This is a genomic window from Yersinia nurmii (genome assembly GCF_001112925.1).
GTDB lineage: Bacteria > Pseudomonadota > Gammaproteobacteria > Enterobacterales > Enterobacteriaceae > Yersinia > Yersinia nurmii.
The window spans coordinates 243,838-268,849 of sequence record NZ_CPYD01000005.1 but is presented as its reverse complement, the minus strand read 5'-3'; the positions used below and the strand labels follow the sequence as shown (position 1 = coordinate 268,849).

Here is a 25,012-nt window from a genome sequence, read left to right as displayed (position 1 = left end):
TTTCGATCTTTGCGGCGTGTATGTTATCAGGAATATCCTAAATTTAAGATAAATCAGTATGCTGTTCCCTTTAGCTGTTGTGAGTCACTGTCATGAGACGTACGCCATCTTGCCCCGGTTCGGCAGTAATGCCATAAACCTGAGCGCGAGCGAGGATACCGGAGGCCCAGCGACGGTGGGTTGCGGGTTCACACATTGATCCCTGAGATTTAAATACGGCCTGAGTTGAATTCAGGATACGTAATGCATCGGCATAATCCGTGGGTGATACCATCAAAGCCTGTTCTATTTTACTGATTTGATTAGGATGAATGGCTGTTTTTCCAACCAGACCGTGAGCCATATCAAGAGCCAGCTCTTTATTCATCACCTGGTGGTCGTCAATGTGCTCGCAGACCGGCGCCGTTAGGGCAAAATTCCGCGAGGAAAAGACAGCCACCAGCATCTTAATCACATAACCCATAGGGCCGTCGTACAACGTGAAGTCACGTGTTCGTCGCAGAGAAATCACATTCATCAGGTCGTTGCCCCCAATACGCAAAGCAATAATACGCTGATGACAAGGATGAGCTTGTAGCTCACTGGCGAGTTGGCGCATTTGAGCGACGTCGAAAACCTCTTCGGTTTCTAGCGTGGGCATCATGCATAAATGGCTATCTCGCATGATTGCCCACCACTCGGGTAATGACGCCAAAGTAAATTTAGGCAATACCAGCCCATCGATCGGGCTGAGATCCATACTTTCCGTTAGCCATTGCCCCATTTCGAGATGCCTTGGGCGAATGAAAACCAGCGGCCAATGGCTATTGCCATCGGTCGCCTTGGCCTGAGTGAGAACTGCTAGCAGCTCACGTAAATTGACTAAAGCCGTGGGTATATCAGCTTCGTTTACCGCATCCTCCAGACAGATAACCAGTGAGCGTAACCCACTAATTTTGTTATGTAAGATGGCCTCGGCAATATCTGTACGGGTAGCAGGCATATACAATGTCGCACCCAAATGCCAAGGGGAGAGCCGTTTGTTCATCAGAGTACCTTTTTAATGATGGTGACTGCGCGGTATTGACCAATCTCGTCACCGACTTCGGTAATGGCGATTCCTTTCTCGTGGGCGAGATAAACCAGCAAAGCGACATCAGGATCATTGACGGAGCGCACCAGAACATGATCAGGCACACGGCGTAATACAGCGCGCGTGGCTTCGGCAATACCGGGCTTAATACGGTTGACGTTGGAAATCTGATATTTTTCTGCCAGCGCACTGATAACCTGTGCGCTACGCTGCTTTAGATAGGTTTTTTGTTTAGAATCCCAATCGCTGGCGGGGATGGCGGCAAGATCTAAGGTCTGGCGAGATGCCGCTACGGTATCCACTAGCTTACGGCTACATTCGTATTGGCTGAGGTGATTGCATTGAACGCAGCCGTGCAGCCCTTCCGCCGACCAGATCGAGCGAGAGATTAAACCGGAAACCGGTGCGCCCATGATGCCGAAAGGAATCAACCAGTCGTCGTCGCTGGCGGCAAGCCACGAACACCCGCAAGGATCGGCCAGCACCACCAAACGCGGCTGTTCTGGATAGCCTTGTCGATCTTTCAGCGAACGCACTAACTCGCCGGTAATCGCTCCTTTTCCCGTCCAACCATCAACAAAAACAATACCTTCTGTACCGTGGCGAGCTTCAATCCAATCTAATGCAACGGCATCAATACCGCGGTCGCGGATAATACTAATGCCGTAATGATGAGATTCTTTTCCCATTGCCCGCAGTGTTTGGTGGAGCATCACGCCCAGAGGGACACCTGCCCGCACCAGGCTGGTTAATACAATCGGTGTATCGCCGAAGCGTTGAATCAAGGCCTTAGCCAGCATCACCACTTCTTTGGCAAGACGATCTGCGCCGTTATCGAGAGCGCGGGTGAATAAATCTAAGTGCCAGGAGGTTGGCTCCGGTTCCTGACTCAGCATTTCCGAATAGTGGCGTGCGCCAGACTGAATCAACCGTTCTTTTTGTTCTACCGGCGTCATTTCGATTTCAACCGGTTTCAGCAGGAAATGAACGTCTTCCGGTAGATAGGAACCGGAAAAAGGGGTGAAATCATGCATATTATTCTTCTCCAAAGATTTTGCTGGCGATGCTTTCAGCAAACTGGCTCTGGCGAGGCAATCCATACCAAGTGCAGAGTTTCATGAAACGGTGGTCACTCAGGCTGTCACCGAGTCCGATAACCGGAAATACGCCTCGTTCCTCTCGCAGTTTATTCAGTAGATAAGTGACCGCCAGCCCTTTTTCTACCGGCTCCGGTAGCCAGGCAATATTGTTGCTGTTGCGGTGAATATAGAAACCGTCGGTTGAGAAAATCTGTTCCATTTCATCGCCAATCGCGTTTAGCTCATCCAGTTTGGTGCTGTCCCGATGCTTCATCACCAGATAAATCGGCGTATGGTTATATTCGTAATTGAGCCGCGCCCAGCCGTTGATATTTCTGGCTTCCATGAGTTCGGTCATTTGATGCTGCATAGTGATAAGTTTTTCTGCGTAAGGCTGTAAAGCCGCCAGCATCTGTGTTTTCCAGCTTTCGTCCGGCTGGCCTTGGGGATCGAGAATCACGGCGCCATGAGTGGTCACGGCCCATGAACGAAACGGAATAGTGACCCGAGCGATTTCCTCGGTTCCCCGCGCGGTGACGGGAATCAGCTCGGCCTGCTCCATCATCCAATCCACCAGCATGGCCTGTTCTTCCGTCATAAAACTGCGCGGTTCTAGGCTGCGATCCAAGGCACCGGTGCGGTAAGGCTGCAAATTCAGTTCATTCACCATTTTGCGGCGCGTTTGAAACAGGGTGTCATCCAGGTCGGAAAAAATAACCGGCTTATTCATAGGAAATAACCTCAACGGCGGGAGCCACTTTTTTCAGCGCCTCCAGTAGTGCGGGATCGACGCTTTCTGTCGGCGTTTCGATACATAGCAAGATTCGGTCAAAACGCTGATGAGCCACGTTATAGACGAAGTTAGGGATACCTAATCCGTAATTATCGGTGAAGGCAATGGCTGATTCGATCGCGAAGCTGGTGGCAATCGGTGAGCGGGTCGTTGAACTGTATTTGACCTCTGCTCCCTGTTTTTCCAGCCGTTCCGCCAGTAAGAAGGGTTCCCAGACAAATTCGCTGCTTCCTAATACCAATAGCTTTTCTCCTGCCGTCGCCTGAAGGGATAGCCCCAGATCGTTCGCAGGTACATTCATTCCGAGCCGTCCCCAGCTTTGTTTACCGGTTATCGGGACGTTGCCGGACGCGGTGATATTCACAGAAGGCATGATTGGCACGGGCGCGTCAGGATTTTTCTCCCAGTGCCAGTTTCCCTGCGCTAAGGATACGGTTTGTACCGGTAGCGGGCAGCGTTCTGCGATGGAGCTACCACTCCAATCGGTCAGTGTGACCGCAATCACCTGCTGAATCTGGTGCAGACCCGCAGTCTCTCTTAATGCTGCGAGCAGGTTGATAAAGGTATTTCCAGTGGTGGCTTCATCGTCGATTAAAACCACGGTTTTGGCTTGTAATACCCGACGGCGCTGCTCGGTGTCTTGAGGCAGGTAAATCAAATGGTCGGTGGCGTGGCTATGATTTTCTTTGAATTCGCACAATAACTCGCCCTCTACCGGATGGCGGGTTGAGGTGAGATAGACCGGTTCGGCCACGCGGTGCCGAACTTCATCAAACACTCCGGCTCCTAGGCCAACGGCGGTTTCAGCCATGCCAATAAACAACACAGGCCCTGTCGTTAGGGAGGGAATTTGTTCCCCTAACTGACGATAAACCGAACGCATTACCGTCGGAGAAACCGGTATATGTCTGCCAAGAACTTTACTGACAAAAAGAAATGCCCGTTTAGGATTACGCCTTTCTGCTATTTCGAACAGGTTGTCAAAGGCGGTGATGCCTCCGGTTGGCGTCACGCTTAGCGTGCCGCAGGAAAGCTCTCTGCGGTAAATCTGAAGGTCAGAGTGATTATTCATGGTGACTATTCCTGCGGGAGTCGGTTGGTCAAGGTTGGGTTATAACGCACAACGTCAGTAATGGAGCGAACGATAGCGGGGGAGAATGCGCGACGGGCTTCGTCCATCACTTCTTGCTGGCTCATTAATCCCAGCTGGCGCAGGGCAAATAAACCCGGCAGGTTGACGCCGCTGAACCGTGTATAGCCGATGCCGCCGGAAGGACGCATATTGATTTCAAGTAACTCTGGTTTGCCGCTGTCATTATGGCGGGTTTGGACGTTGACCAGCCCGTCAGCCTGCATGGCTTCGGCACAGGCTCTTCCCAGCTCGTAAGCTTCCCCTGCGTTTTCCAGAGACTGAAGAGCACCTTCTTTACGACGTGCCACCGCCGCCAGCACTTTTCCTCGCTCAACCAACATATCAACGGAGTACTCCGGGCCAGGCAGATAGGGCATCAACACCAGCGGTTCAAAACTATCCGATTCTTCGAGGGCGCGGAGATATAAGTGCGGATTTACCCTGCGGTTTTCCGGATGAGTAAACGCCGCCATAGCCGAAACGTTGTCATCGAAGCGCCAGAATCCCATGCCATAAATCCCTTTTACCGGCTTTACGCACAGTGGTTTTGAACCAAAGGGAGAGTGGGTGATGAACTGGCACAGTTCGGGCAGTGATTCCACGCGAATAGAAGGCACGACCGGCAGGTTTTGCTGCTCCATAAACTGGGCAAAACTCACTTTGTCATCCGCCAGTTCAAGCTGCGCCACGCTTCGGGCTCCGGTAGTGAGTTTTACGCCGGAACATTCAATTTCTTTGCGATGGGATTCAAACCATAGGGAATTGCGCCCGGTATGAATGGCCTGAATATCAAGTCTTTTAACCAGCGAGAGAATAAAGGAAAGGCGCTGTTCTTCTTTTGGCTCCAGTACAGCAAGATCCGCCTGCGACAGAATTTCATTACGTTCATTGCGGTGGGAAGCAATAACGAAAATGTCCGTATCTTTATTTTTAGCGAAAGTATTAATGCCCTGAATAATATCTCGTTGGGAAGACAGACCTTCCATAAGCCAAATTTTATGTGCCATTGATATATATTTCCACGCAGGGCCGACAGGCGAATTAAATAGCCGAGAGTCTATGAGCGTTATTTTTACATGTCAATCATATTATGACTTATATTTTTTGTACTAATAATGTAAAGATATGAAAAGATTTTTAGATGATAAAAAGCTTATTTTGCTAAGAGTATAAAAATAAAATATCTTATATATCATATAAATAAATGATTTGTTAACGATAATAGCTAAAAATGAACTTGTTCAAGAACTTCATCATGATATGATTTTTAAATTCGCGATTTTAATGTAAAGAATGTGGTTATTTTTCATATCCTGTTGAAGGAATATAAAACATGGTTTCATTAAGCAAAAACCAGACGGTTTCACTAAGTAAACAATCGTCTTCTCTTAGCCAACTTCAATTTGGTTTAGGCTGGGATCCAATTAAGAAAAAAGGGTTATTAGGCAGTCTTTTTGGCGGAAATAATTCCATTGATCTTGATGCGGGCTGTGTATTATTGGATAAATCCGGTAATACCATCGATACCATCTGGTTCCGTAAATTAGAGTCGTCTTGCGGCTCAGTCGTCCATACTGGCGATAATCTGACCGGTGAAGGCGATGGTGATGACGAAGTGATTCGTGTGGATTTGAACCGCTTACCACATCAGGTTGAATACCTCGCGTTCACCGTTAACAGCTTCCGTGGTCAGACGTTTAATGACGTAGATAACGCGTTCTGCCGCGTTGTGGATCGGGGAAATAATAAAGAAATGGCTCGTTACCAGCTAACCGATCAAGGGCCTCACACCGGTATTGTTATTGCGTCACTGCGCCGTAACAACGGGCAATGGGACTTTACCGCTCATGGTCACGCCTGTCGCGGTCGTACTATTGACGACATGCATTCGGATATTGTTGCTACCGTGGTGCGCTAATGAATATGACTCCTGGGGGCAATGCTCCCGTACCTTCTCAATCATTGACGGTGCGAGTTTTATCCGGCGCACCCGTCGATGCCTCTGCATTTCGGCTGTTTGCCAACGGAAAAGTCCAGGGCGACGCCGATATGGTGTTTTACGGCCAACCTGTTAATAACGACAACACCGTGAGTTTGGTTGCTCAAGGCAACGACACTCTGTTTACCGTGGATCTCACTCGACTGCGTTCAGACGTTGAGAAAGTGGCGTTTACGGTAACCTGCGATGGCAATCAGACCGTTTCTGGTCTGCAACGTTTGTCGATACAGGTTGAGGATGGAAGCGACGTGCTGATCTGCGGCAACGTAGCGCTGGCTGGCCGTCAAGAAGCCGCTTTGATTCTGGGTGAACTGTATCGCCGTAACGGCGAATGGAAATTCCGCTTCATCGCGCAGGGCTTCAACGGCGGTCTTAAGCCATTGGCTGAACATTTTGGCGTCGATATTGCGGATACTCCTGCACCGACCCCTGTACCAACGCCCGCTCCGGCTAAGATCAACCTGAGCAAAGTTTCCCTCACCAAAGATAAACCGGCGATCAGCCTCGCGAAGCGTGACAACTTTGGCGAAATCCGCATTAACCTGAACTGGCATCGTGGCAGCGCTTCCTCCGGCCTGCGCAGTATGTTTAGCGCGAATAAAGGTGTCGATCTGGATTTAGGTGCTTTCGTCGAGTTGGATGATGGCCATAAGTCGGTGGTTCAGGCTTTGGGGAACGGCTTTGGTTCGTTCCATCAGGAACCTTTCGTGCAATTGCAGGGCGATGATCGTACCGGAGATGTATCGGACGGTGAATGGCTGCATATCAACGGTCGGGAATGGAAGAATATTCGTCAGGTATTGGTTTTCGCCTTTATCTACGAAGGTGCCGCGAGCTGGGATAATACCGACGGTGTCGTCACTATCCATATTCCAGATCAACCGCCGATAGAAACGCGTATGACCGAGGGACAAAACAGCCGCAACATGTGTGCGATTGCCCGGTTGGTCAACGAGCAGGGCACGATCAAAGTCGAACGTATCAACCAGTTCTTTAAAGACCACAGCGATATGGATAAAGCACTGGGTTGGGGATTCCGTTGGAAAGCGGGTTCAAAGTAATTTCAGACAATAATAAGGAATACAGAATGAGTTTTTTCAACAAAGTTAAAGGCGCATTCAATACTGGTCGTGCGGAACTGACTAAGCAAGTTAGTCGCTTCAAAAATAAAAAATTTATGCAAGGCACCGTGGCCGTGTGTGCACGTATTTCGGTTGCCAGCGGCGGCGTTAGCGCGGAAGAAAAGCAGAAGATGATTGGCTTTCTGCGTGCATCCGATGAGTTAAGTGTGTTTGATACCTCTGAGGTTATTGAATTCTTTAACAAACTGGTTTCCAGCTTCGATTTCGATCTCGAAATTGGCAAGGGGGAAACCATGAAGCACATTCTTGCTCTGAAAGATCAGCCTGAAGCCGCTCAGCTAGCAATTCGAGTCGGGATTGCCGTCGCGAAAAGTGACGGTGACTTTGACCAGGATGAACAACAGGCAGTTCGTGAAATCGCCGTCGCACTGGGCTTTGAGCCTGCTGAATTCGGCCTCTGAATATAAGTATTTGGTAAGGGTTATATATGGTATCCACGCATATCGGCTTCCCAACTGAAACAGTCATTGTCTTTATTGCTTTGTCTGTGGGAGCCATTTTTATCGACCTGTTCATGCACCGCCATGACAAGCCTATTTCGCTGAAAAGCGCCGCTTTATGGTCTATTTTCTGGATCTTTGTGGCGATGGTGTTTGCCGGCTTCCTATATCTTCATCACGGCGCGGAAGTGGCCAGCCTGTTCGTTACGGGTTATGCGCTGGAGAAGGTCCTTTCGGTCGATAACCTGTTCGTCATGATGGCGATTTTCTCCTGGTTCTCTGTGCCGGACCGTTATCGTCACCGAGTCCTCTATTGGGGGATTATCGGGGCAATCTTCTTCCGTGGTATTTTCGTCGCTATCGGTACTGGGCTATTGAGCCTTGGGCCTTACGTTGAAATCGTGTTTGCGCTGATTGTGGCCTGGACGGCGGTGATGATGCTGAGAAGCGGCAGCGAAAGCGATGAAATTGAAGATTATTCGCAGCATCTGGCTTATCGCATGGTAAAACGCTTCTTCCCGATTTGGCCGAAGTTGAAAGGGCATGCTTTCTTGCTGAATCAGAAAGAAGTCGATGAAGAACTGGCGAAGCCGGAAAATCAGGACGTTACCGTAGGGCGTGGAACCAAAGCCGCATTGTACGCAACCCCGCTGATGCTGTGTGTTGCGGTAGTCGAGCTGTCTGACGTGATGTTTGCCTTTGATTCCGTACCGGCAATTATTGCCGTCAGCCGCGAGCCTCTGATTGTTTACAGCGCCATGATGTTCGCTATTCTGGGTCTGCGTACGCTGTATTTTGTTTTGGAAGCATTGAAACAATATCTGGTTCACCTCGAAAAAGCCGTTGTTGCGTTGCTGTTCTTTATTGCCGCGAAACTGGGCTTGAATGCAACAGATCACATTTGGCACCACGGTTACAACATTTCAGCCACCACGAGCCTATTTGTGGTTCTCGGCGTGCTAGCGGTAGGTATCATTGCCAGCGTAATGTTCCCTGGCAAACCGGACCCTGAGGAAGAAAAGGGGAACTGATCCCTGATTCCTGAATTTGAATTCGAAAAATATCAACTCAAGAGGTTACTAACATGAGCGTTTCTTTATCTAAAGGCGGTAATGTCTCCCTGAGCAAAGCGGCTCCAACCATGAAGAATGTCCTGATTGGGCTGGGTTGGGATGCACGTTCTACCGATGGTCAGGATTTCGACCTTGATGCATCAGCATTTCTGCTGGCTGCAAATGGAAAAGTACGTGGCGACGCAGACTTCATTTTCTATAACAACCTGAAATCTGCCGATGGCTCAGTGGTTCACACCGGTGATAACCGTACCGGTGAAGGCGATGGCGACGATGAATCTCTGAAAATCAAGTTGGATCATATCCCAGCTGACGTAGACAAAATTGTCTTCGTAGTCACCATTCATGACGCGCAAACTCGCCGTCAGAGCTTTGGTCAAGTTTCCGGCGCATTTATCCGATTGGTCAATGATGACAACCAAACCGAAGTCGCTCGTTACGATCTGACCGAAGACGCTTCCACCGAAACCGCCATGCTGTTTGGCGAATTGTACCGCCACGGTGCAGAGTGGAAATTCCGTGCGGTAGGTCAGGGTTACGCTGGCGGTCTGGCTTCCGTCTGCGCACAGTACGGTATTAATGCGTTCTAATCGCCACCGTTTAACACTTGGGCAGCAAGTCGTTGCCCAATAATCCAATTATAAGCAGGAGCTTTAAAATGGCAGTTTCTCTCGTGAAAGGCGGCAACGTATCCCTGACTAAAGAAGCACCCACCATGAACATCGCTATGGTGGGTCTGGGTTGGGATTCTCGCGTGACCGACGGTCAGGGATTCGATCTGGATGCATCCGTATTTATGGTCGGTGAAGACGGTAAAGTGCTGTCTGACGCTCACTTCATTTTCTTCAATAACAAACTCAGCCCTTGTGCTTCCGTTGAACATCAGGGCGACAACCGCACCGGTGAAGGCGACGGCGATGATGAGCAGGTTAAAATCGATCTGGCCAAAGTTCCGGCTGATGTGAAGAAACTGGTCTTTGCCGTCACTATTTACGATGCCGAAGGCCGTAAACAAAACTTTGGCATGGTGAGTAATAGCTTCATGCGTGTTTACAACAACGATTCTGGCGCTGAAATTGCTCGTTTCGATTTGTCTGAAGACGCGTCCACCGAAACGGCGATGATTTTCGGCGAACTGTACCGTCACGGTACCGAGTGGAAATTCAAAGCGGTAGGCCAGGGCTTTGCTGGCGGTTTATCTGCGCTGGCCTCTCAGCACGGCGTCAACGTCTAATTTCCGCAGTGATGGCGAACCCCGGTGATACCGGGGTTTTTTATGAGTAAACCCGTAAATAATAGGAAAGTTACCACTGTAGTTTGATATGGAATCAAGGACTTTAGATATGCATCTTCAGGCTGGACAGAACATCGCGTTAACTCAGCATTCACTCAAACTGACACTTTCTTACCCAACAACTTCTTCTTTCCGAAGCGAGGTTGATACCGCCGTGTTTTTTTTGACCACTCGCGGGAAAGTGAGAGGGGATGACGATTTTTTCTTTTTCAATCATCCTGTAGCGACGGATGGAAGTCTGACGTTACAACACGCAGCGCAAAGCAGCGTTATCACGTTAGATCTTTCTAGGATTGATGCCGATATCAGCAAGGTTGCCATTACATTGGTTATTGATGGGCAGGACTCTATTGCCAGCCTTCAACAACTACATTTTTCCGCTGAGACTGAGAATGCAGCTTTATTTACTGTGGAAACCTCCGAGCGTAGTGAAAAAGCCCTGATCGTGGCGGAAATATACAGATATAGCGGATATTGGAAACTGCGAGCACTTGGGCAAGGATTCAACGGTGGGCTGGAACCGCTGGCGATCAATTTTGGCGTTGATATTGCCACGACACCACCGCCAGCGAGTTTAACCTCGACTCCAACAGTAAGTCTGGAGAAAAAGCTCGAACAGACCGCTCCTCGTTTGGTCAATCTGGCAAAAAATGCCGCCGTTAGCCTGCATAAATACAAACTACAATCAGTGAAAGCTAAAGTGGCTTTTGTGCTGGATGCATCCGGTTCGATGAAGGGGCAATTTAATAGAGGGAACGTCCAGGCAGTGCTAGATCGTATTGCGGTATTAGCCGTACAGTTTGACGATGATGGCTCGATGGATGTTTGGGGGTTTGCTGAGCGGCATCGTAAATATCCGGATGTCACGCTAGATAACCTCGATGGTTATATTGATTCTATTCAAAATACATCTAAACGTACAACGTGGGAGAATTTGCCTGGATTGGGCGGCGTCAACAACGAGCCACCGGTAATGGAGGAAATTGTCGATTTCTTTAAAGGCAGTGAGCTGCCGGTGTATGTAGTATTTATTACTGACGGTGGGATCAGTAAAACCCGAGAAATCAAGAATGCCATACGACGCTCGGCCAATTACCCGATTTTTTGGAAGTTCGTTGGGCTGGGGGGGGCAAATTACGGAATTCTGGAAAAATTGGATAGCTTTACTGAGCGTCGGGTGGATAACACCAATTTTTTTGCTATCGATAACTTTGCCACGTTAAAAGAAGACCGGCTTTATGACTTGCTCCTAGAGGAGTTTAAGGACTGGCACGATGCCGCTATTGCTGAGCGCATTCTATCATTTTGAGCGCCCCGGAGTCGGGGCGCATTACGCATTATCTGATAGGCATAAGGGATTACTGACGCGGCGGGTTTAAGCTGGTCAGGCGTAATTTCGCCAGTCGGGATTTCTTTTTAGACCAGCCAGGATGGAAATGCCGCCAGTGCGGGTCCTGAGCGGCGGCCAGCAGCTCGTAATCGCCTCGGGTGTCTCCCCAGGCTCTCAGGTGGTAATCAGCCAGATTTCCATACACACTTTCTAGGCGTTTGATCTTCTGTGCGCAACGGCAATTATGGCCGCTGATGCGCCCGGTAAGTAAACCGTCTTTTACCTCAAGCTGAGTACCGATAAGTTTAACGCCGAGTTTGTCAGCGAAAGGCTGCAGAACCATTGCCGGTGAAGCGGAACATAGCGTGACTTCAGCTCCGGAGTTCACTTCCGTGGCTACTGCCAGCAGCCCCGCTGGGCGCATTAATTTGCTCCAGTAAAGAGAACAGAACTCTTCGGCTTTTTGCCGGACCCATGTATCCTCAACCCCGGTCAGGTAGGTTTTGATCAGCACTTCTTTCAGCTCGTCCCGCGTAAGTTCTCGTCGAAGACACTTAATGGTAGGCAATACCAGTTTTACCAGACGACGGACAAAGTATCTTTTGCCGAATGCAAACTGCAAAAAAGGGATAAAACTATCGTGGTGCGTCAGCGTGCCGTCAAAGTCAAAGACGGATAATACCTTGGCGGTGCGGTTAAAATCGTCAGTCATTGGTCACTGGACTCCATTTATCGGGCTGGATGTCATGATAAGTTTTGAGTCATGATAACACCCTCAGGCGGCTCTGGCTGACATAACCTTGTGTGTATTCAGGAGCCCTATTTTGATAGAACCGATGAAGACAGGGAATTCAATAACATCAAGGATAGGGTGTAAGCAGGCTTTCAATCATGCAGGTTAAGCAAGGGGAGTGCGGATGATTAGCGGTATGGATGAATTAGAAGACCTCGAAGGGATACTGGCATCGTTTTGCGCCCGCTTTAATGCTGATTTGTCGGCTGGGATCAGGGCTAAACTGATTTATGAACTGAAAGGTCGGCGCATTTATTTATCAGCTGCTTTGGTAGATAAGGTGCAGATTGAGTTACTCCAGTTAACCTATATCAAAGGCAAAAAAGGGTGGAGATATATCTGGAAAAACAGTCTGGTGGAATGGCGAGATCTGGTTGGGATATCAACAACGCTTCAGGGCGCGCTAACCATGTTAAGTGACAAAAAATACCTGATTGAGCAAGAGTTTACCGATCTTCCTTCCTCTAAGTAAAATATCGTCAACGCAGATTTATTCTTATGGCGAATCCGTTTACCGCAAAGCGATACTCCCTGATATAACAGTGAATCGGGATATTAGCCCGTGGCGTTTCTTTATTGCTGACTGGCTGAACAATCTCTTATCAGATAATTAGCAAGGTAATAAAAGTTGGCGATTATCATCGGCTATACTCAGTTTTTTCGATCTCTGCTTTCCTACTCTGGAGTTTTCTAATGGTCATAGTTCATCATCTGAACAATTCTCGCTCTCAGCGTATCCTATGGATGCTGGAAGAGCTGCAAGTCCCCTATGACCTAAAACGCTATCAGCGTGATGCGGGCAGTCTGCTGGCTCCGCCTGAGTTGAAAAAGGTTCACCCGCTGGGAAAAGCGCCGGTGATTACCGATGGAGATATTACTTTGGCAGAGTCGGGAGCCATTATTGAGTATTTGCAGGAAACATATGATGCTCAAGGTGAATTTAAGCCGACGGATCATTACGATCGCCAACAATATCGTTACTGGATGCATTACGCCGAAGGTTCGCTGATGCCGCCGTTGGTGATGAAGCTGATCTTTAGTCGTCTGGGATACCCGCCGATGCCGTGGTTACTGCGTCCGGTGGCGAGAGCGATCGGCAAAGGAGTGCAGAAAAATTATCTGGATAAACAGATCGCTACGCACCTTGATTATCTGGAACAGCACTTGAGTACCAATCAGTGGTTTGCTGGCAGTGATTTTAGTGCGGCAGATGTGCAGATGAGTTTCCCCATTGAGGCGATCGATGCTGGAAAAGGGTTATCCCGCTACCCGAAATTGCAAGATTTTCTGGTGCGTATTCGCAGCCGACCGGCATACCAACGTGCGGTGGAGCGCGGCGGTAAATTCGAACTGGTTCGCTAGAGTCATTTCCTCAACCAGAGATAAAAAACCGGTTTCCCCTTGGCGGCTTTGACCGAACTGTGTGGAAACCGGTGAGCCAGATTATCCTCCACTCGTGCCGTCTGGCATTTCCGTTATTGTTCTCACCAATGCTTTTTGCCCAATGTTAACGACACAAAAATGGTGTTCTAGGGATGAGATCCCCCGCACATTTCTGAGAATGGCTATTTATTGTCATAAAATGCATTAAATGTCGCCATCTGGTGTTGATTAGTCACTATGGATGGCTAGATAATCGTTTGCCTTGAATAAACCTTACTTTTTTATCGGTTGTGCGCGCAGCCAGCTAATCGTTTGCTTTTCTTTCCAGCGTAACTATTTCGGGGAAATAGCATCGATGGATGCTCGATAATGAAAGCGATTTGTCGGAACCGCGTGCAGGCTATTTGTTGACACACAGGGGACATAATCATGTCTAGTACCAATCCTCAAGCGAACGACGATATGAAGCCGAAAGGCGCGTTGGATGCATTTTTTAAACTGAGCGAACGCAATACCAATGTGCGCCAGGAAGTTCTGGCCGGTCTAACAACCTTTTTGGCCATGGTTTACTCGGTCATCGTTGTGCCAGCCATGTTAGGCAAAGCCGGTTTTCCACCGACGGCAGTATTTGTCGCAACCTGTCTGGTGGCCGGGCTTGGCTCTCTGTTAATGGGGTTATGGGCGAATCTGCCGATGGCCATTGGCTGTGCCATCTCTCTGACCGCTTTTACCGCATTCAGTCTGGTCCTCGGTCAGCACATCAGTATTCCCGTGGCTTTGGGCGCGGTATTCCTGATGGGGGTACTGTTTACCCTTATTTCGGTAACAGGCATTCGTTCTTGGATTCTGCGTAATTTGCCGATGGGCGTCGCTCACGGTACAGGGATTGGTATCGGCCTGTTTTTACTGCTGATTGCTGCCAACGGTGTCGGTCTGGTCATTAAAAACCCGCTGGAAGGTTTGCCAGTGGCGCTGGGCGCTTTCACTTCTTTCCCAGTGATCATGACGTTATTGGGTCTGGCGGTGATCTTTGGTCTGGAGAAACTGCGGGTGCCGGGAGGTATTCTGCTAGTGATTATCGCCATCTCAATCATTGGCTTGATTTTTGATCCAAGCGTGACTTATCAAGGTCTGTTTGCGATGCCAAGTCTGGCTGATGCCAACGGTGACTCGCTGATTTTCAGCCTAGATATTATGGGTGCTTTGCAGCCAGTGGTATTGCCGAGCGTACTGGCGCTGGTGATGACGGCGGTGTTTGATGCCACTGGCACGATTCGGGCGGTAGCGGGGCAGGCTAATCTGCTGGATAAAGATGGGCAGATCATCAACGGCGGTAAAGCTTTGACGTCTGACTCGGTGAGCAGCATCTTTGCCGGTTTGGTCGGCGCGGCTCCGGCGGCGGTGTATATCGAATCTGCGGCGGGTACCGCTGCGGGGGGCAAAACAGGCCTGACGGCCACGGTAGTCGGTATTTTATTCCTGCTGATTCTGTTCCTGTCTCCACTGTCTTATCTGGTTCCTGGTTACGCGACGGCACCGGCTCTGATGTACGTCGGTTTATTAATGCTGAGCAACGTAGCCAAACTGGATTTCAGCGACTTTGTGGATGCGATGTCCGGCTTGTTGTGTGCGGTGTTTATCGTACTGACCTGCAACATTGTTACCGGCATTATGCTGGGCTTCAGCTCACTGGTGATTGGCCGTATTTTCTCTGGCGAATGGCGTAAGCTGAATATCGGCACCGTGATTATTGCCATCGCGCTGGTGGCATTCTATGCCGGCGGTTGGGCTATCTGATATAACGGTTTCATCTGGTTGGTAAGGAGCGGTAATCGCCTCTCCTTACCGCTATTTTAGTCAAACTCCCCGCTGTTTATGCTTTTGCTGCTGTCAGTAACAGGTTTTTTCCCCGCGAAGAAAAAAGTGATCTACTATCACCTATCAGGCCCCCCGCCCCTTGAAGAGGGTGGGTAAGATCAGAACTTAAGTCGCGTTGAGTCTAAGGAAAGCATGGAAATCTTTTTTACAATCCTCATCCTGATTTTGGTGGTATCACTCTCAGGTGTTGTCACCCGGATGTTGCCGTTTCAAATCCCTCTCCCTCTGATGCAAATCGTTTGTGGTGCTTTGCTCGCCTGGCCTCACTTCGGGTTGCACGTTAATTTCGATCCCGAGCTATTCTTGGTACTGTTTATTCCTCCGTTGTTGTTTGCCGACGGTTGGAAAACGCCTACTCGCGAGTTTATTCATCACGGTCGGGAGATTTTCGGTCTGGCCTTGGCGTTGGTGCTGGTTACGGTTGTTGGCGTAGGCTATTTGATTTATTGGATGGTTCCGGGGATTCCACTGGTTGCCGCCTTTGCGCTGGCTGCCGTGCTTTCGCCAACCGATGCCGTGGCGCTGTCCGGTATTGTGGGCAAAGGGCGTATTCCAAAATCCATTATGGGCGTGCTGGAAGGCGAAGCCTTGATGAATGATGCCTCTGGTCTGGTGGCGTTGAAGTTTGCTATTGCCGTGGCGATGGGCACCATGATTTTCAGCGTTTCTGGCGCTACGCTGGAGTTCCTGAAAGTGGCGATTGGCGGGCTGTTGGCTGGCGTGGCCGTAACCTGGCTGTACAGTAAATCGCTGCGTATTATGAGCCGCTGGAGCGGTGACGATCCGGCGACGCAAATCGTTTTCCTGCTATTACTGCCGTTTGCCTCTTATTTGATTGCTGAACATATTGGCGTATCGGGGATTCTGGCGGCGGTAGCTGCGGGGATGACTATCAGTCAGTCTGGCGTCATTCGCAATGCACCTTTGGCAATGCGCCTGCGTGCGGATAGCGTATGGTCGATGCTGGAGTTCGTCTTCAACGGCATGGTGTTTATCATGTTGGGCCTGCAACTGCCGGGGATTCTGGAAACCTCGATTCTACAGGCCGAGCTGGACCCCACTATTCAAACTTGGAATTTGTTTGCCGACGTCGCCATTATCTATGTGGCGCTCCTGATGCTGCGTTTTAGCTGGCTGTGGTTGATGAAACGCATCAGTAAGCGAGTCATGAAAAAACGCCCGCTGTTGTTCAGCGAGTACACCACCCGTGAGCTATGGGTCGCTTCATTTGCTGGCGTGCGTGGGGCGATTACGCTGGCCGGTGTGTTGTCGATTCCCTTATTACTGAGTGATGGCACCGCGTTCCCATCGCGTTACCAACTGGTATTTATCGCTACTGGTGTCATTCTCTTCTCGCTGATCATGGGGGTCATTGCCTTGCCGCTGCTGCTACGCGGCGTTGTGGTTGGGGATAAAAGCGTCAGCCGTGAAGAAATTCGTGCCGCCAAGGCCGCAATGGCCGAAGTGGCTATTGTTAGCCTGAATAAGATGGAAGAACGACTGGCGGCCAGTACGGAAGAGAATATTGACGAGCAATTGCTGAAGGAAGTCAGTTCGCGGGTAATAGGGACTCTGCGGCGGCGCACGGGCAGTAAAGATGAAATCGACAATACCTTGCTGATAGAGAATCTGGAGCGTCGCTTCCGTTTAACCGCGTTACGGGCAGAGCGCGGTGAGCTTTATCATCTGCGTGCGACGCAGAAAATTAGCAACGAAACGCTGCAAAAGCTGCTGCACGATTTGGATTTACTGGAAGCCTTGTTGATAGAAAAAGAAGGTTAATTCCCTTAACGAGCGGAGTCGTTAGGCTCCGCTCGTTTCTCCCATCACTCAGCCCCGCATTAACTCTCTAGCTTTTTCCTAGTAACGAGCCGTTCGGCCAGAATTCTCGACAACGGGCAATCCACGCCTGCGCGCTGTGGGACAAATAGCTGCCCTGACGCCAAATCAGTCCCAATCGCCAGGGAAGTATAGGTTCGAGCGGAAGCCACAGTAACGTACTCTTATCGAGCCGTTGACAGATAGGCTCCGGCAAAATGGCGATGCCGATATTTGCCTGCACCATGGCAGCCAGAAAATCCCATTGACCGCTGCGAACGGCAATTTTCGGTGAAAATCCATTAGCGGAGAATGCATCCATCAACTGGCGATAAAGCGCGAAATCCTCGTTATAAATTAGGATCGGCTGTTCTGCCAATTCGGGAATACTAATGGTGGTTCGGTTGAGCCAAAAGGGCGTGCGCGGTACCACAACGCATAGCGGATGGCTGAATAATGGCAATGAAGTCAGAGGCAAATCGGCATCTGCGGGTAGGGCGGTGAGCGCTAAATCCAGCTCGCCGGAAAGCACTGCCTGCTGGACGGTCAGGCCGCCGAATTCGGCAATACGGAGTTCTACTCCGGGGTAACTTTGGCGAAATTCACTGATTAATACCGCCATTTGGGTACCGACCATCGGCGGTATGCCCAGGCGTAGGCGGCCTTTTTTCAGTGAGCCAATATCTTCCAGCTCGGTTTCTAACTGCTGAAACTGATCCAAAATGGCGACACCGCGCTGATAAACGGCCTGACCGCTATCGGTTAAATGCAGGCGGCGACCTTCGCGAATCAACAGGCTGCATTCCAGCTCTTCTTCCAAATTGCGCAGCATTTTGCTGATAGTCGGTTGAGTGACAAACAGTTTCTCTGCGGCGCGAGTGAAGCTCTGCTGGCGTACGACTTCGACAAAGTAGCGTAAGGTGCGGATATCCATCTGTATTCCCCGAAAATTGGCTGGCAGCCTGAGTCATCACCCTAAGTATGCCAATTTGGCATGATTAAGATAATTTTAATTCATTTTTGGCAAGCTTTCCGCGCGCCTATACTGGATGCTGTAAAATTTTTCCCATTGGGGTTCACTCATGTCATTGGCGTTACGCAGTTTTGCGCCGTCTTTCCTCCAACGTATACAGGTGCCGGTTCAGGTGGCGTTATACGCTGGGCTCTTTGTGATTGCCGATCAATTAGTGCGGATTTTCCATTTGCCGCTGCCAGCAAATATCGTCGGTATGTTGTTGTTACTGACGCTGATCGTATTACGCATTATGCCGATGAACTGGGTTAAAGCCGGTTCTCGCTGGTTATTGGCGGAAATGCTGTTGTTCTTTGTTCCGGCGGTGGTCGCTGTGGTGAATTATTCCCAGCTATTGAGGGTAGATGGCTGGAAGATTTTTGCCGTTATCGCCGTGAGTACCATGCTGACACTGGCCGCTACCGGATTAGTGGTCGATCGAGTCTATCGGTTTGAAATCTGGCTACAGCGGCGTAAATCAGCTCATCATGAATGACTTTATTATCAGTATTCTGTGCTTTTTGGCGACGCTAGGGCTGTATTTTGCCAATAAGAAACTCTATCTCCGCCGCCGTTCCTTGCTGCTAATGCCGCTCGTCCTGACACCAATGATTTTGGTGTTATTGCTGGTGGTCACTCATATTTCTTATCAGGATTATATTGGCGAAACCCATTGGTTATTATGGCTACTTGGCCCAGCCACTATCGCCTTTGCGGTACCGGTGTATGAGAATCTATCAATTATTCGTCGTCACTGGCTTTCTCTCAGCGCTGGAGTGATAACTGCGATTACCGTTGCAGTAGCCAGCTCGGTGTGGCTAGCGAAGCTGCTGACGCTCTCAGAAGAGGTACAGCGCAGTCTGGCGGTGCGCTCTATCACGACGCCTTTTGCGTTGGAAGCGGCGAAACAGTTGGGTGGACAGCCAGATTTGGTCGCACTGTTTGTCGTGATTACTGGCGTATTCGGTATGGCGGTAGGCGATTTGTTGTTTCTGCGGCTATCGGTGCGTAGCGGTTTAGCAAAAGGTGCCGGTTTGGGCGCCTCTTCCCACGGTGCAGGAACGGCCAAAGCTTATGAAATAGGTCAACAGGAAGGGGTGGTCGCTAGCCTGGTAATGATGTTGGCCGGAATTATTACCGTAATCGGCGCACCGCTGATAGGATATTTATTATGGTAAGCGACAAAACTTGCCAGCGTGCTGGCGTGAGTCGGCGTTGAACAGGCGAGGAGAAATATGATGCAAGATATTATTGACGGTTTTCTGAAGTTCCAACGAGAAGTGTTTCCACAGCGTTCTGAACTCTTTAAACAGTTGGCCGATACACAGCATCCCGGTGCGCTGTTTGTGACTTGCTCTGATAGCCGCGTGGTGCCGGAACTGCTGACTCAACGGGAGCCGGGAGAGCTGTTTGTCATTCGGAATGCCGGGAATATTGTGCCCTCTTACGGGCCAGAGCCAGGTGGTGTTTCCGCGACGGTAGAATATGCTGTGGCAGTGTTGGGCGTTACTGATGTGGTAATTTGCGGGCATTCAAACTGTGGTGCCATGAGCGCGATTGCAGAGTGTCAGTGTTTGGATCATCTGCCTGCAGTCGCAGCTTGGCTGCGTCATGCGGATTCGGCCAAGTTGGTCAACGCCGCGTTGCCTCATGCTTCACCCAAAGATCGGCTGAATTCTCTGGTACGTGAGAATGTGATTGCGCAGCTGGCGAATATTAAAACTCACCCGTCGGTGGCATTGGCGACAGCGCAGGGGCGTTTGCGCTTACACGGTTGGGTTTATGACATTGAGACCGGCTCTATTGATGTACTGGATGAAGCAACCCGCACCTTCTCATCGCTTTCGGACTATCGCGTAGAAGATAAAATGGCGAAGTAACCGCCATTTGCCGTTCTTCAGACAAGAAAAAACCGGCTCTGCCGGTTTTTTTGCAATTCAGATGGTGCTAATACAGCGAAGGCGCACCCGCTGGGCGGGTTTTAAAGCGGCGATGCAGCCATAGATATTGCTCTGGCGCACGCAAGATCTCTTTTTCCAGCACTTTATTCATATAACAGGCAGCGGCTTGCTCATCGTCGATCGGATAATCTTCTAGCGCTGGCTGAATCAGCAGGTCATAACCGCTACCATCGGGTTTGCGTAGTAGAACTAAAGGTAACAGCGCCGGTTTGGCCAGACGAGCCAGCATGAAAGTACCACTGGTAGTCGCTGCCTGATTGACGGCAAAGAATGGGGCAAATACGCTACCGCGCGGGCCGTAGTCTTGATCAGGCGCAAACCAAACGGCTTCGCCTTTTTTCAACGCATGTACCATGCCGCGCAGATCTTTACGATCTAGCATCGCTTTATTCGAACGCATACGACCCCAGGTCTGTACAAATTCCATTGCTTTGTTGTTGTGCGGACGGTACATCGCCATCATCGGTTGGCATTGGCCCATAACGCGGCCGCCCAGTTCCAGCGACATAAAATGTACGCCGATAACCAGCACGCCTCGGTTGCCTTCCTGCGCTTTCTTCAGGTTATTTAGGCCAGAAACGGTGAACCAGCGTTTAACCCGTGAATCAGGCCAGAACCAAGCCATTCCTGTTTCCATCAGCCCCATTCCCAGGGATTCAAAGTTGCCGACAATAGTGCGTTCCAGCACTTGCTTATCCATATCAGGGAAACAGAGTTCCAGATTGCGGCGAGCAATGGAGACACGGCGTTTCAAAAAACGCATTGAAGTCCGGCCCAGCCACACGCCGAGCTTTTGCAGCAGCGGGTAAGGTAACTGAACCAGTAAAAATAGGACGCCGAGACCAAACCAGGTTAGCCAATAGCGAGGATGAAGCAGCGAAAGCTGGAACTTCTGGGGTTTTATCATGTTAACTCAATCATTATGCGTTAGGAGCGAATGTGTAACGCATAAGGAAATAACTCGTTAGCGGTACATTTTTTAAGACACCAGTTGTCGATTATCGTTTTCATCAAACCGATAATTGACAGAATCTTTACATTAAAAGCGGGGATCGCGCAGTGTTTCGGGTCTCAATCGGAGGCAGTTGGCAGGCGAGAAGCGGCTTTTCGGGCAAGTATAACATATATATCCTGAGTGAAATAAAGAGATTAATTCATCAAATTTAGGGGAAAATAATGTTCTGTTCTACCTATCGCGGGATATTTAGGATGAGTCTGTCTGATTCGCTAAGATACTGCCCCCGCAGTGATTCTTCATTAAGAAATATAATAAGCAGCTATTCCGACAAAATTAATTGCCGAGGTGGCTGGGAGGATATTTAGCCGTAGTCATCAAAATGAAAATATAAAAATGACTATTTACCTCTATTATTTAACTACATCAATAAACTGAGTTATTTAATGATAGGTGTGATAGCGCTGCTGTTGATTGTTTATCCAAGGATTCGTGAGGGACACATGTCACCAGATGGTTGCTCGCGCCTTTGTCAGAAAGGGTTTGCACACAAATCAGCAGATGATCGGTACCGTTAACTATCTGCTTGGCAGCATATATTACCGGAATGTATTCAGCTCCAACCAAGCCTTGAGTCACGCTAGCAAAACCTGCGCTGATATTTGTCGTCAATTCGCAGGCTGTAGGGATTCATTAATAGTCCAACCACCGGCATGATTATCCATAGCATCTAGCTTATATTTGATGGTTTGCACTGTAGGCAGAGATTTGGGCTGTAATGAATACAGTTTGTTAATCCCCAAAAACTGATCGAACGACTGATAAGTGATTGAGTAAATTTATTAGATTTACACGGCATTATCAGGTGGTGTGGACGAAAGAGAATACATAAAACTCAGGAATTTAAGAAATAAAATCAAAATGTTGTGATAAATCTCATTAACAATACATTGTCGCGATGGATGTAAATACATGATTTTTTCTTGTCATTTGATTGATGGCGGAATCATCTGTTTTTGTGTGAGGTTATTATCAAAATTTCAGCACAGCGTGCGGTCTACAGGAAATAAAAAAGGCGTTCTCCGTGTGGAGTACGCCTTTTTAAACAACAACCTAACTGACTAGTATCAGTTCATGCCGTATTTTTTTAATTTTTTACGCAGCGTACCGCGGTTGATGCCCATCATCAGGGCAGCACGGGTTTGGTTGCCACGGGTGTATTGCATCACCATGTCCAACAATGGCTGTTCAACTTCAGCCAGTACCAACTCATACAGGTCACTTACATCTTGACCATTCAGTTGAGCAAAATAGTTCTTCAGTGCTTGTTTAACCGAGTCACGCAGAGGCTTTTGAGTCACCTGATCTTGTGAATTTACGGTTGCAACGGTCAGTACGTCAGAATTTACGCGTTGTTCGAACATAGTTCTGTCAGCTCTTTTTTCTGTTTACGCAAGATTTTCGAAATATGCCTCCAACGCCTCCAGCTGTTCGCTGGCATCCTCAATGGCGTTGAATGTGCGCCGAAACTGGTCGTTTGGGGCGTGCTCTTGGAGATACCAAGATACGTGTTTACGCGCAATACGGAATCCCTTGCCTGGACCATAAAAGTCGTGCAATTCCCGTATATGCCCGTTTAACAAACGCTGCACTTCGCCAAGTGGCATCGGTGGCAGCAGTTCCCCAGTGTCCAGATAATGCTGGATTTCCCGGAAGATCCAGGGTCTCCCCTGAGCGGCACGGCCTATCATCAGGGCGTCAGCCCCAGTGTAATCAAGTACCGCTCTGGCTTTATGCGGGTCAGTTATGTCGCCATTCGCGATAATCGGAATGGAAACATTCTGCTTAACTGCCCGAATGCTGTCGTACTCCGCTTCACCATTAAACAGGCAAGCACGGGTTCGGCCATGAATTGTCAGGGCTTGTATACCACAACTTTCGGCCAATTGGGCAATCTCTATACAGTTACGGTGTTCCGGAGCCCAACCAGTCCGAATTTTCAGCGTGACAGGCACATCTACCGCATTAACAACTGCGGAGAGGATCTGTTTAACCAGATCGGGATACTGCAACAATGCAGATCCTGCCAGCTTACGGTTCACTTTCTTGGCCGGGCACCCCATATTGATGTCAATGATCTGAGCGCCGCCCGCCACATTAATTCTGGCGGCCGCTGCCATATCATCCGGATCGCAACCGGCTATCTGCACGGTACGAATACCGGGCTCATCGCTATGGACCATGCGTAGACGCGACTTATCCGTCCGCCACACCTCCGGATTGGAGGAGAGCATTTCAGATACAGCCATCCCAGCCCCCATCGCATGACATAAGGCTCTGAAGGGTCGGTCTGTTATACCGGCCATCGGGGCGGCAATCAGGCAATTTTTAAGCTGGAAGTGTCCAATGTGCATAGACAAAGAATGACCATACTGTGTCCGCAAGGGCGCGTATATTACGCATTTTTACGTTCAGATGAAAGGCCAAACTTTGACCAATTGGCTTAAAAATAGCAATAAATAGCGAGCTAATCTTGTAATAATAATTATTTATTCATATTAAACATGGTGTTATAAATTATTGGTTATTTCCTGCGCGACAATATTTTCTGCTAATCACCATGATTATTGACTGGAAACTTCTTTTAACACCGATCGATGCTGCTGATTTAGTAAGCAAAACTGCGTTAAACCACAGTAATACCCCTATAAATCCTGTGAGAAAGCTCTCACTTTGAGGAAAAAAATGACGAGTCGCTATCAGCTGTAACAAAGACATGTTAACGCAGCAGACAGCTCACACAGCGATGAAGCGTAAAAGGGGGGCTTGGGTATGACGAAAGGGGAAATAACCCCGCCAGCGGCGTACTGGAGCCGTGAGCGGGGATAAATAGCGTGGGGATTATTTTCTGACGCCGGTAATGCGGCACCATTCTTCTTTCTCTGCCACAGGGTCCAGCGCGAATTTATCTTCATAAGCCTGAGCAACGCTGGCAGCTTGGGTCGCCAGTACGCCAGACAGACCCAAATGGCCGCCGACTTTCGGCAGCACGCTAATCAACGGAGCCAGTTCGCGCAGTGGGCCAGCCAGAATATTGGCGACAACGACGTCGGCTGACAGATCCGCCGGTTGGTCTTTCGGCAGATACAGTTCCAGACGCTCTGAAACGCCATTGCGCTGCGCATTATCACGGCTGGCCTGAATGGCCTGCGGATCGATATCGATGCCGATAGCGCGGCTGGCACCCAGCTTCAGAGCCGCAATGGCCAGAATGCCGGAGCCACAGCCGAAATCGATGATGGTTTTACCTTCCAAATCCAGTCCGTCTAGCCATTGTAGACAAAGAGAGGTGGTGGGATGAGTACCGGTACCGAAGGCCAAACCGGGATCGAGCATCACGTTAACCGCGGTTGGGTCTGGCACATCGCGCCAGCTTGGGCAAATCCACAGGCGCTCGCCAAAGCGCATTGGGTGGAAATTATCCATCCACTCACGTTCCCAATCTTTGTCTTCCAGTTGTTCAATCTTGTGGACGAAACCTTTGCCTAACTGCGGGTTGTATTCCAGCATAGCGATCACTTCAGCCATGTCGGTTTCGGCATCGTACAGGCCAATCACATCGGTATCGCCCCACAGACGGGTTTCCCCCGGCAGCGGCTCAAATACCGGATTATCATGGGTATCCTGGAAGGTGACAGACACTGCGCCACTCTCAACCAGCGCGTCCCCGAGGGATTCGGCCTGATTACCGGAAGTGTTTAACTTTAATTGGATCCAAGGCATAGCTTTTCTCTTCTAAAACCGATCTGCAACTAGCGTTTTGGGATCGGTTTTTATCAATAAGGTTTCGGTAAATAA

At 49.4% G+C, this 25,012-nt stretch carries 25 protein-coding genes; 14 read left to right on the top strand and 11 right to left on the bottom strand.

Translation table 11 applies throughout. From position 1 onward, the window contains the following. Window positions 1-70: 70 nt before the first annotated feature. The 5 genes from AD970_RS08865 to AD970_RS08845 are packed head-to-tail and all read right to left on the bottom strand — an operon-like array spanning window position 71 to window position 5,083. Window positions 71-1,027 carry an HpcH/HpaI aldolase/citrate lyase family protein gene (locus tag AD970_RS08865; protein ID WP_049598027.1) on the bottom strand — a complete coding sequence of 319 codons (957 nt, stop codon included), beginning with the start codon at window positions 1,025-1,027 and terminating at the stop codon, window positions 71-73. Beyond that, window positions 1,027-2,106 (bottom strand): cysteine protease StiP family protein, encoded by a 1,080-nt coding sequence (locus AD970_RS08860; protein WP_049598026.1) that lies wholly within the window; start codon window positions 2,104-2,106, stop codon window positions 1,027-1,029. The genes AD970_RS08865 and AD970_RS08860 overlap by 1 nt, the downstream gene beginning before the upstream one ends. 1 nt (window position 2,107) lies before the next feature. After that, window positions 2,108-2,881, bottom strand: a complete 774-nt coding sequence (locus AD970_RS08855; RefSeq protein WP_049598025.1) for an HAD family hydrolase — start codon at window positions 2,879-2,881, stop codon at window positions 2,108-2,110. Further along, window positions 2,874-4,016, bottom strand: coding sequence for a phosphoribosyltransferase domain-containing protein (locus AD970_RS08850; protein ID WP_049598023.1), 1,143 nt, complete (start codon window positions 4,014-4,016; stop codon window positions 2,874-2,876). Before AD970_RS08850 ends, AD970_RS08855 begins: the two co-directional genes overlap by 8 nt. Before the next feature lie 5 nt (window positions 4,017-4,021). Beyond that, window positions 4,022-5,083: an ATP-grasp domain-containing protein gene (locus AD970_RS08845; protein ID WP_049598021.1), complete on the bottom strand. Its 1,062-nt coding sequence runs from the start codon at window positions 5,081-5,083 to the stop codon at window positions 4,022-4,024. 326 nt (window positions 5,084-5,409) lie between these two features. On the opposite strand from AD970_RS08845, the gene AD970_RS08840 reads away from it, so the two are divergent. The 7 genes from AD970_RS08840 to AD970_RS08810 all read left to right on the top strand — a co-directional run bounded on the left by AD970_RS08840 (window position 5,410) and on the right by AD970_RS08810 (window position 11,333). Beyond that, a complete protein-coding gene (locus AD970_RS08840) occupies window positions 5,410-5,994 on the top strand; it encodes a TerD family protein (protein WP_049598020.1) in 585 nt (194 codons plus the stop codon). Further along, the gene (locus AD970_RS08835; protein ID WP_049598019.1) at window positions 5,994-7,136 is read left to right on the top strand and encodes a TerD family protein; all 1,143 of its coding nucleotides are present in this window, start codon (window positions 5,994-5,996) and stop codon (window positions 7,134-7,136) included. Before AD970_RS08840 ends, AD970_RS08835 begins: the two co-directional genes overlap by 1 nt. A 26-nt stretch (window positions 7,137-7,162) precedes the next feature. After that, window positions 7,163-7,618, top strand: a complete 456-nt coding sequence (locus AD970_RS08830) for a tellurite resistance TerB family protein (RefSeq protein WP_049598017.1) — start codon at window positions 7,163-7,165, stop codon at window positions 7,616-7,618. Window positions 7,619-7,644: 26 nt separating this feature from the next. Then, window positions 7,645-8,688: a TerC/Alx family metal homeostasis membrane protein gene (locus AD970_RS08825; RefSeq protein ID WP_049598015.1), complete on the top strand. Its 1,044-nt coding sequence runs from the start codon at window positions 7,645-7,647 to the stop codon at window positions 8,686-8,688. Between the two features lie 53 nt (window positions 8,689-8,741). Continuing rightward, on the top strand, window positions 8,742-9,320 hold the full coding sequence (gene terD / locus AD970_RS08820; RefSeq protein ID WP_049598013.1) for a tellurium resistance membrane protein TerD: 579 nt from the start codon (window positions 8,742-8,744) through the stop codon (window positions 9,318-9,320). Between the two features lie 68 nt (window positions 9,321-9,388). Further along, window positions 9,389-9,964, top strand: coding sequence for a TerD family protein (locus AD970_RS08815; RefSeq protein WP_049598012.1), 576 nt, complete (start codon window positions 9,389-9,391; stop codon window positions 9,962-9,964). Window positions 9,965-10,073: 109 nt separating this feature from the next. Continuing rightward, window positions 10,074-11,333, top strand: a complete 1,260-nt coding sequence (locus tag AD970_RS08810) for a vWA domain-containing protein (RefSeq protein ID WP_049598010.1) — start codon at window positions 10,074-10,076, stop codon at window positions 11,331-11,333. A 49-nt stretch (window positions 11,334-11,382) separates the two neighbouring features. On the opposite strand, the gene AD970_RS08805 is transcribed toward AD970_RS08810, so the two are convergent. Beyond that, window positions 11,383-12,066, bottom strand: a complete 684-nt coding sequence (locus AD970_RS08805; protein WP_049598008.1) for an HAD family hydrolase — start codon at window positions 12,064-12,066, stop codon at window positions 11,383-11,385. 205 nt (window positions 12,067-12,271) lie between these two features. Between AD970_RS08805 and AD970_RS08800 the strand changes: the two genes are divergently transcribed. The 4 genes from AD970_RS08800 to AD970_RS08785 all read left to right on the top strand — a co-directional run bounded on the left by AD970_RS08800 (window position 12,272) and on the right by AD970_RS08785 (window position 17,190). After that, window positions 12,272-12,619 carry a hypothetical protein gene (locus AD970_RS08800; RefSeq protein ID WP_049598007.1) on the top strand — a complete coding sequence of 116 codons (348 nt, stop codon included), beginning with the start codon at window positions 12,272-12,274 and terminating at the stop codon, window positions 12,617-12,619. A gap of 221 nt (window positions 12,620-12,840) precedes the next feature. Continuing rightward, window positions 12,841-13,509, top strand: a complete 669-nt coding sequence (locus AD970_RS08795) for a glutathione S-transferase family protein (protein ID WP_049598006.1) — start codon at window positions 12,841-12,843, stop codon at window positions 13,507-13,509. A 450-nt stretch (window positions 13,510-13,959) separates the two neighbouring features. Continuing rightward, entirely contained in the window at window positions 13,960-15,327 is a 1,368-nt protein-coding gene (locus tag AD970_RS08790; protein WP_049598004.1) for an NCS2 family permease, read from the top strand. A 213-nt stretch (window positions 15,328-15,540) separates the two neighbouring features. Continuing rightward, window positions 15,541-17,190 (top strand): Na+/H+ antiporter, encoded by a 1,650-nt coding sequence (locus tag AD970_RS08785; RefSeq protein WP_049598003.1) that lies wholly within the window; start codon window positions 15,541-15,543, stop codon window positions 17,188-17,190. 67 nt (window positions 17,191-17,257) lie between these two features. Here the strand turns inward: AD970_RS08785 and AD970_RS08780 are convergent, their stop codons facing one another. Next, entirely contained in the window at window positions 17,258-18,160 is a 903-nt protein-coding gene (locus AD970_RS08780) for a LysR family transcriptional regulator (RefSeq protein ID WP_049598002.1), read from the bottom strand. A 148-nt stretch (window positions 18,161-18,308) separates the two neighbouring features. On the opposite strand from AD970_RS08780, the gene AD970_RS08775 reads away from it, so the two are divergent. Genes AD970_RS08775 through AD970_RS08765 form a run of 3 tightly spaced genes read left to right on the top strand, consistent with a single transcriptional unit; the run spans window position 18,309 to window position 20,118 of the window. Continuing rightward, a complete protein-coding gene (locus AD970_RS08775; RefSeq protein WP_049598000.1) occupies window positions 18,309-18,734 on the top strand; it encodes a CidA/LrgA family protein in 426 nt (141 codons plus the stop codon). Beyond that, window positions 18,727-19,416, top strand: a complete 690-nt coding sequence (locus tag AD970_RS08770; RefSeq protein WP_049597998.1) for an LrgB family protein — start codon at window positions 18,727-18,729, stop codon at window positions 19,414-19,416. Before AD970_RS08775 ends, AD970_RS08770 begins: the two co-directional genes overlap by 8 nt. Window positions 19,417-19,476: 60 nt before the next feature. Then, complete coding sequence (locus AD970_RS08765; RefSeq protein ID WP_049597995.1) at window positions 19,477-20,118, top strand: carbonic anhydrase; 642 nt, start codon at window positions 19,477-19,479, stop codon at window positions 20,116-20,118. A gap of 67 nt (window positions 20,119-20,185) precedes the next feature. Here the strand turns inward: AD970_RS08765 and lpxP are convergent, their stop codons facing one another. The 4 genes from lpxP to prmA all read right to left on the bottom strand — a co-directional run bounded on the left by lpxP (window position 20,186) and on the right by prmA (window position 24,937). Beyond that, window positions 20,186-21,106 carry a kdo(2)-lipid IV(A) palmitoleoyltransferase gene (gene lpxP, locus AD970_RS08760; RefSeq protein ID WP_049597993.1) on the bottom strand — a complete coding sequence of 307 codons (921 nt, stop codon included), beginning with the start codon at window positions 21,104-21,106 and terminating at the stop codon, window positions 20,186-20,188. Window positions 21,107-22,281: 1,175 nt separating this feature from the next. Continuing rightward, on the bottom strand, window positions 22,282-22,578 hold the full coding sequence (gene fis, locus AD970_RS08755) for a DNA-binding transcriptional regulator Fis (protein WP_002210061.1): 297 nt from the start codon (window positions 22,576-22,578) through the stop codon (window positions 22,282-22,284). Window positions 22,579-22,602: 24 nt separating this feature from the next. After that, window positions 22,603-23,568: a tRNA dihydrouridine synthase DusB gene (gene dusB / locus AD970_RS08750; RefSeq protein WP_072080625.1), complete on the bottom strand. Its 966-nt coding sequence runs from the start codon at window positions 23,566-23,568 to the stop codon at window positions 22,603-22,605. Between the two features lie 487 nt (window positions 23,569-24,055). Beyond that, complete coding sequence (prmA, locus tag AD970_RS08745; RefSeq protein WP_049597992.1) at window positions 24,056-24,937, bottom strand: 50S ribosomal protein L11 methyltransferase; 882 nt, start codon at window positions 24,935-24,937, stop codon at window positions 24,056-24,058. Window positions 24,938-25,012 lie beyond the last annotated feature (75 nt).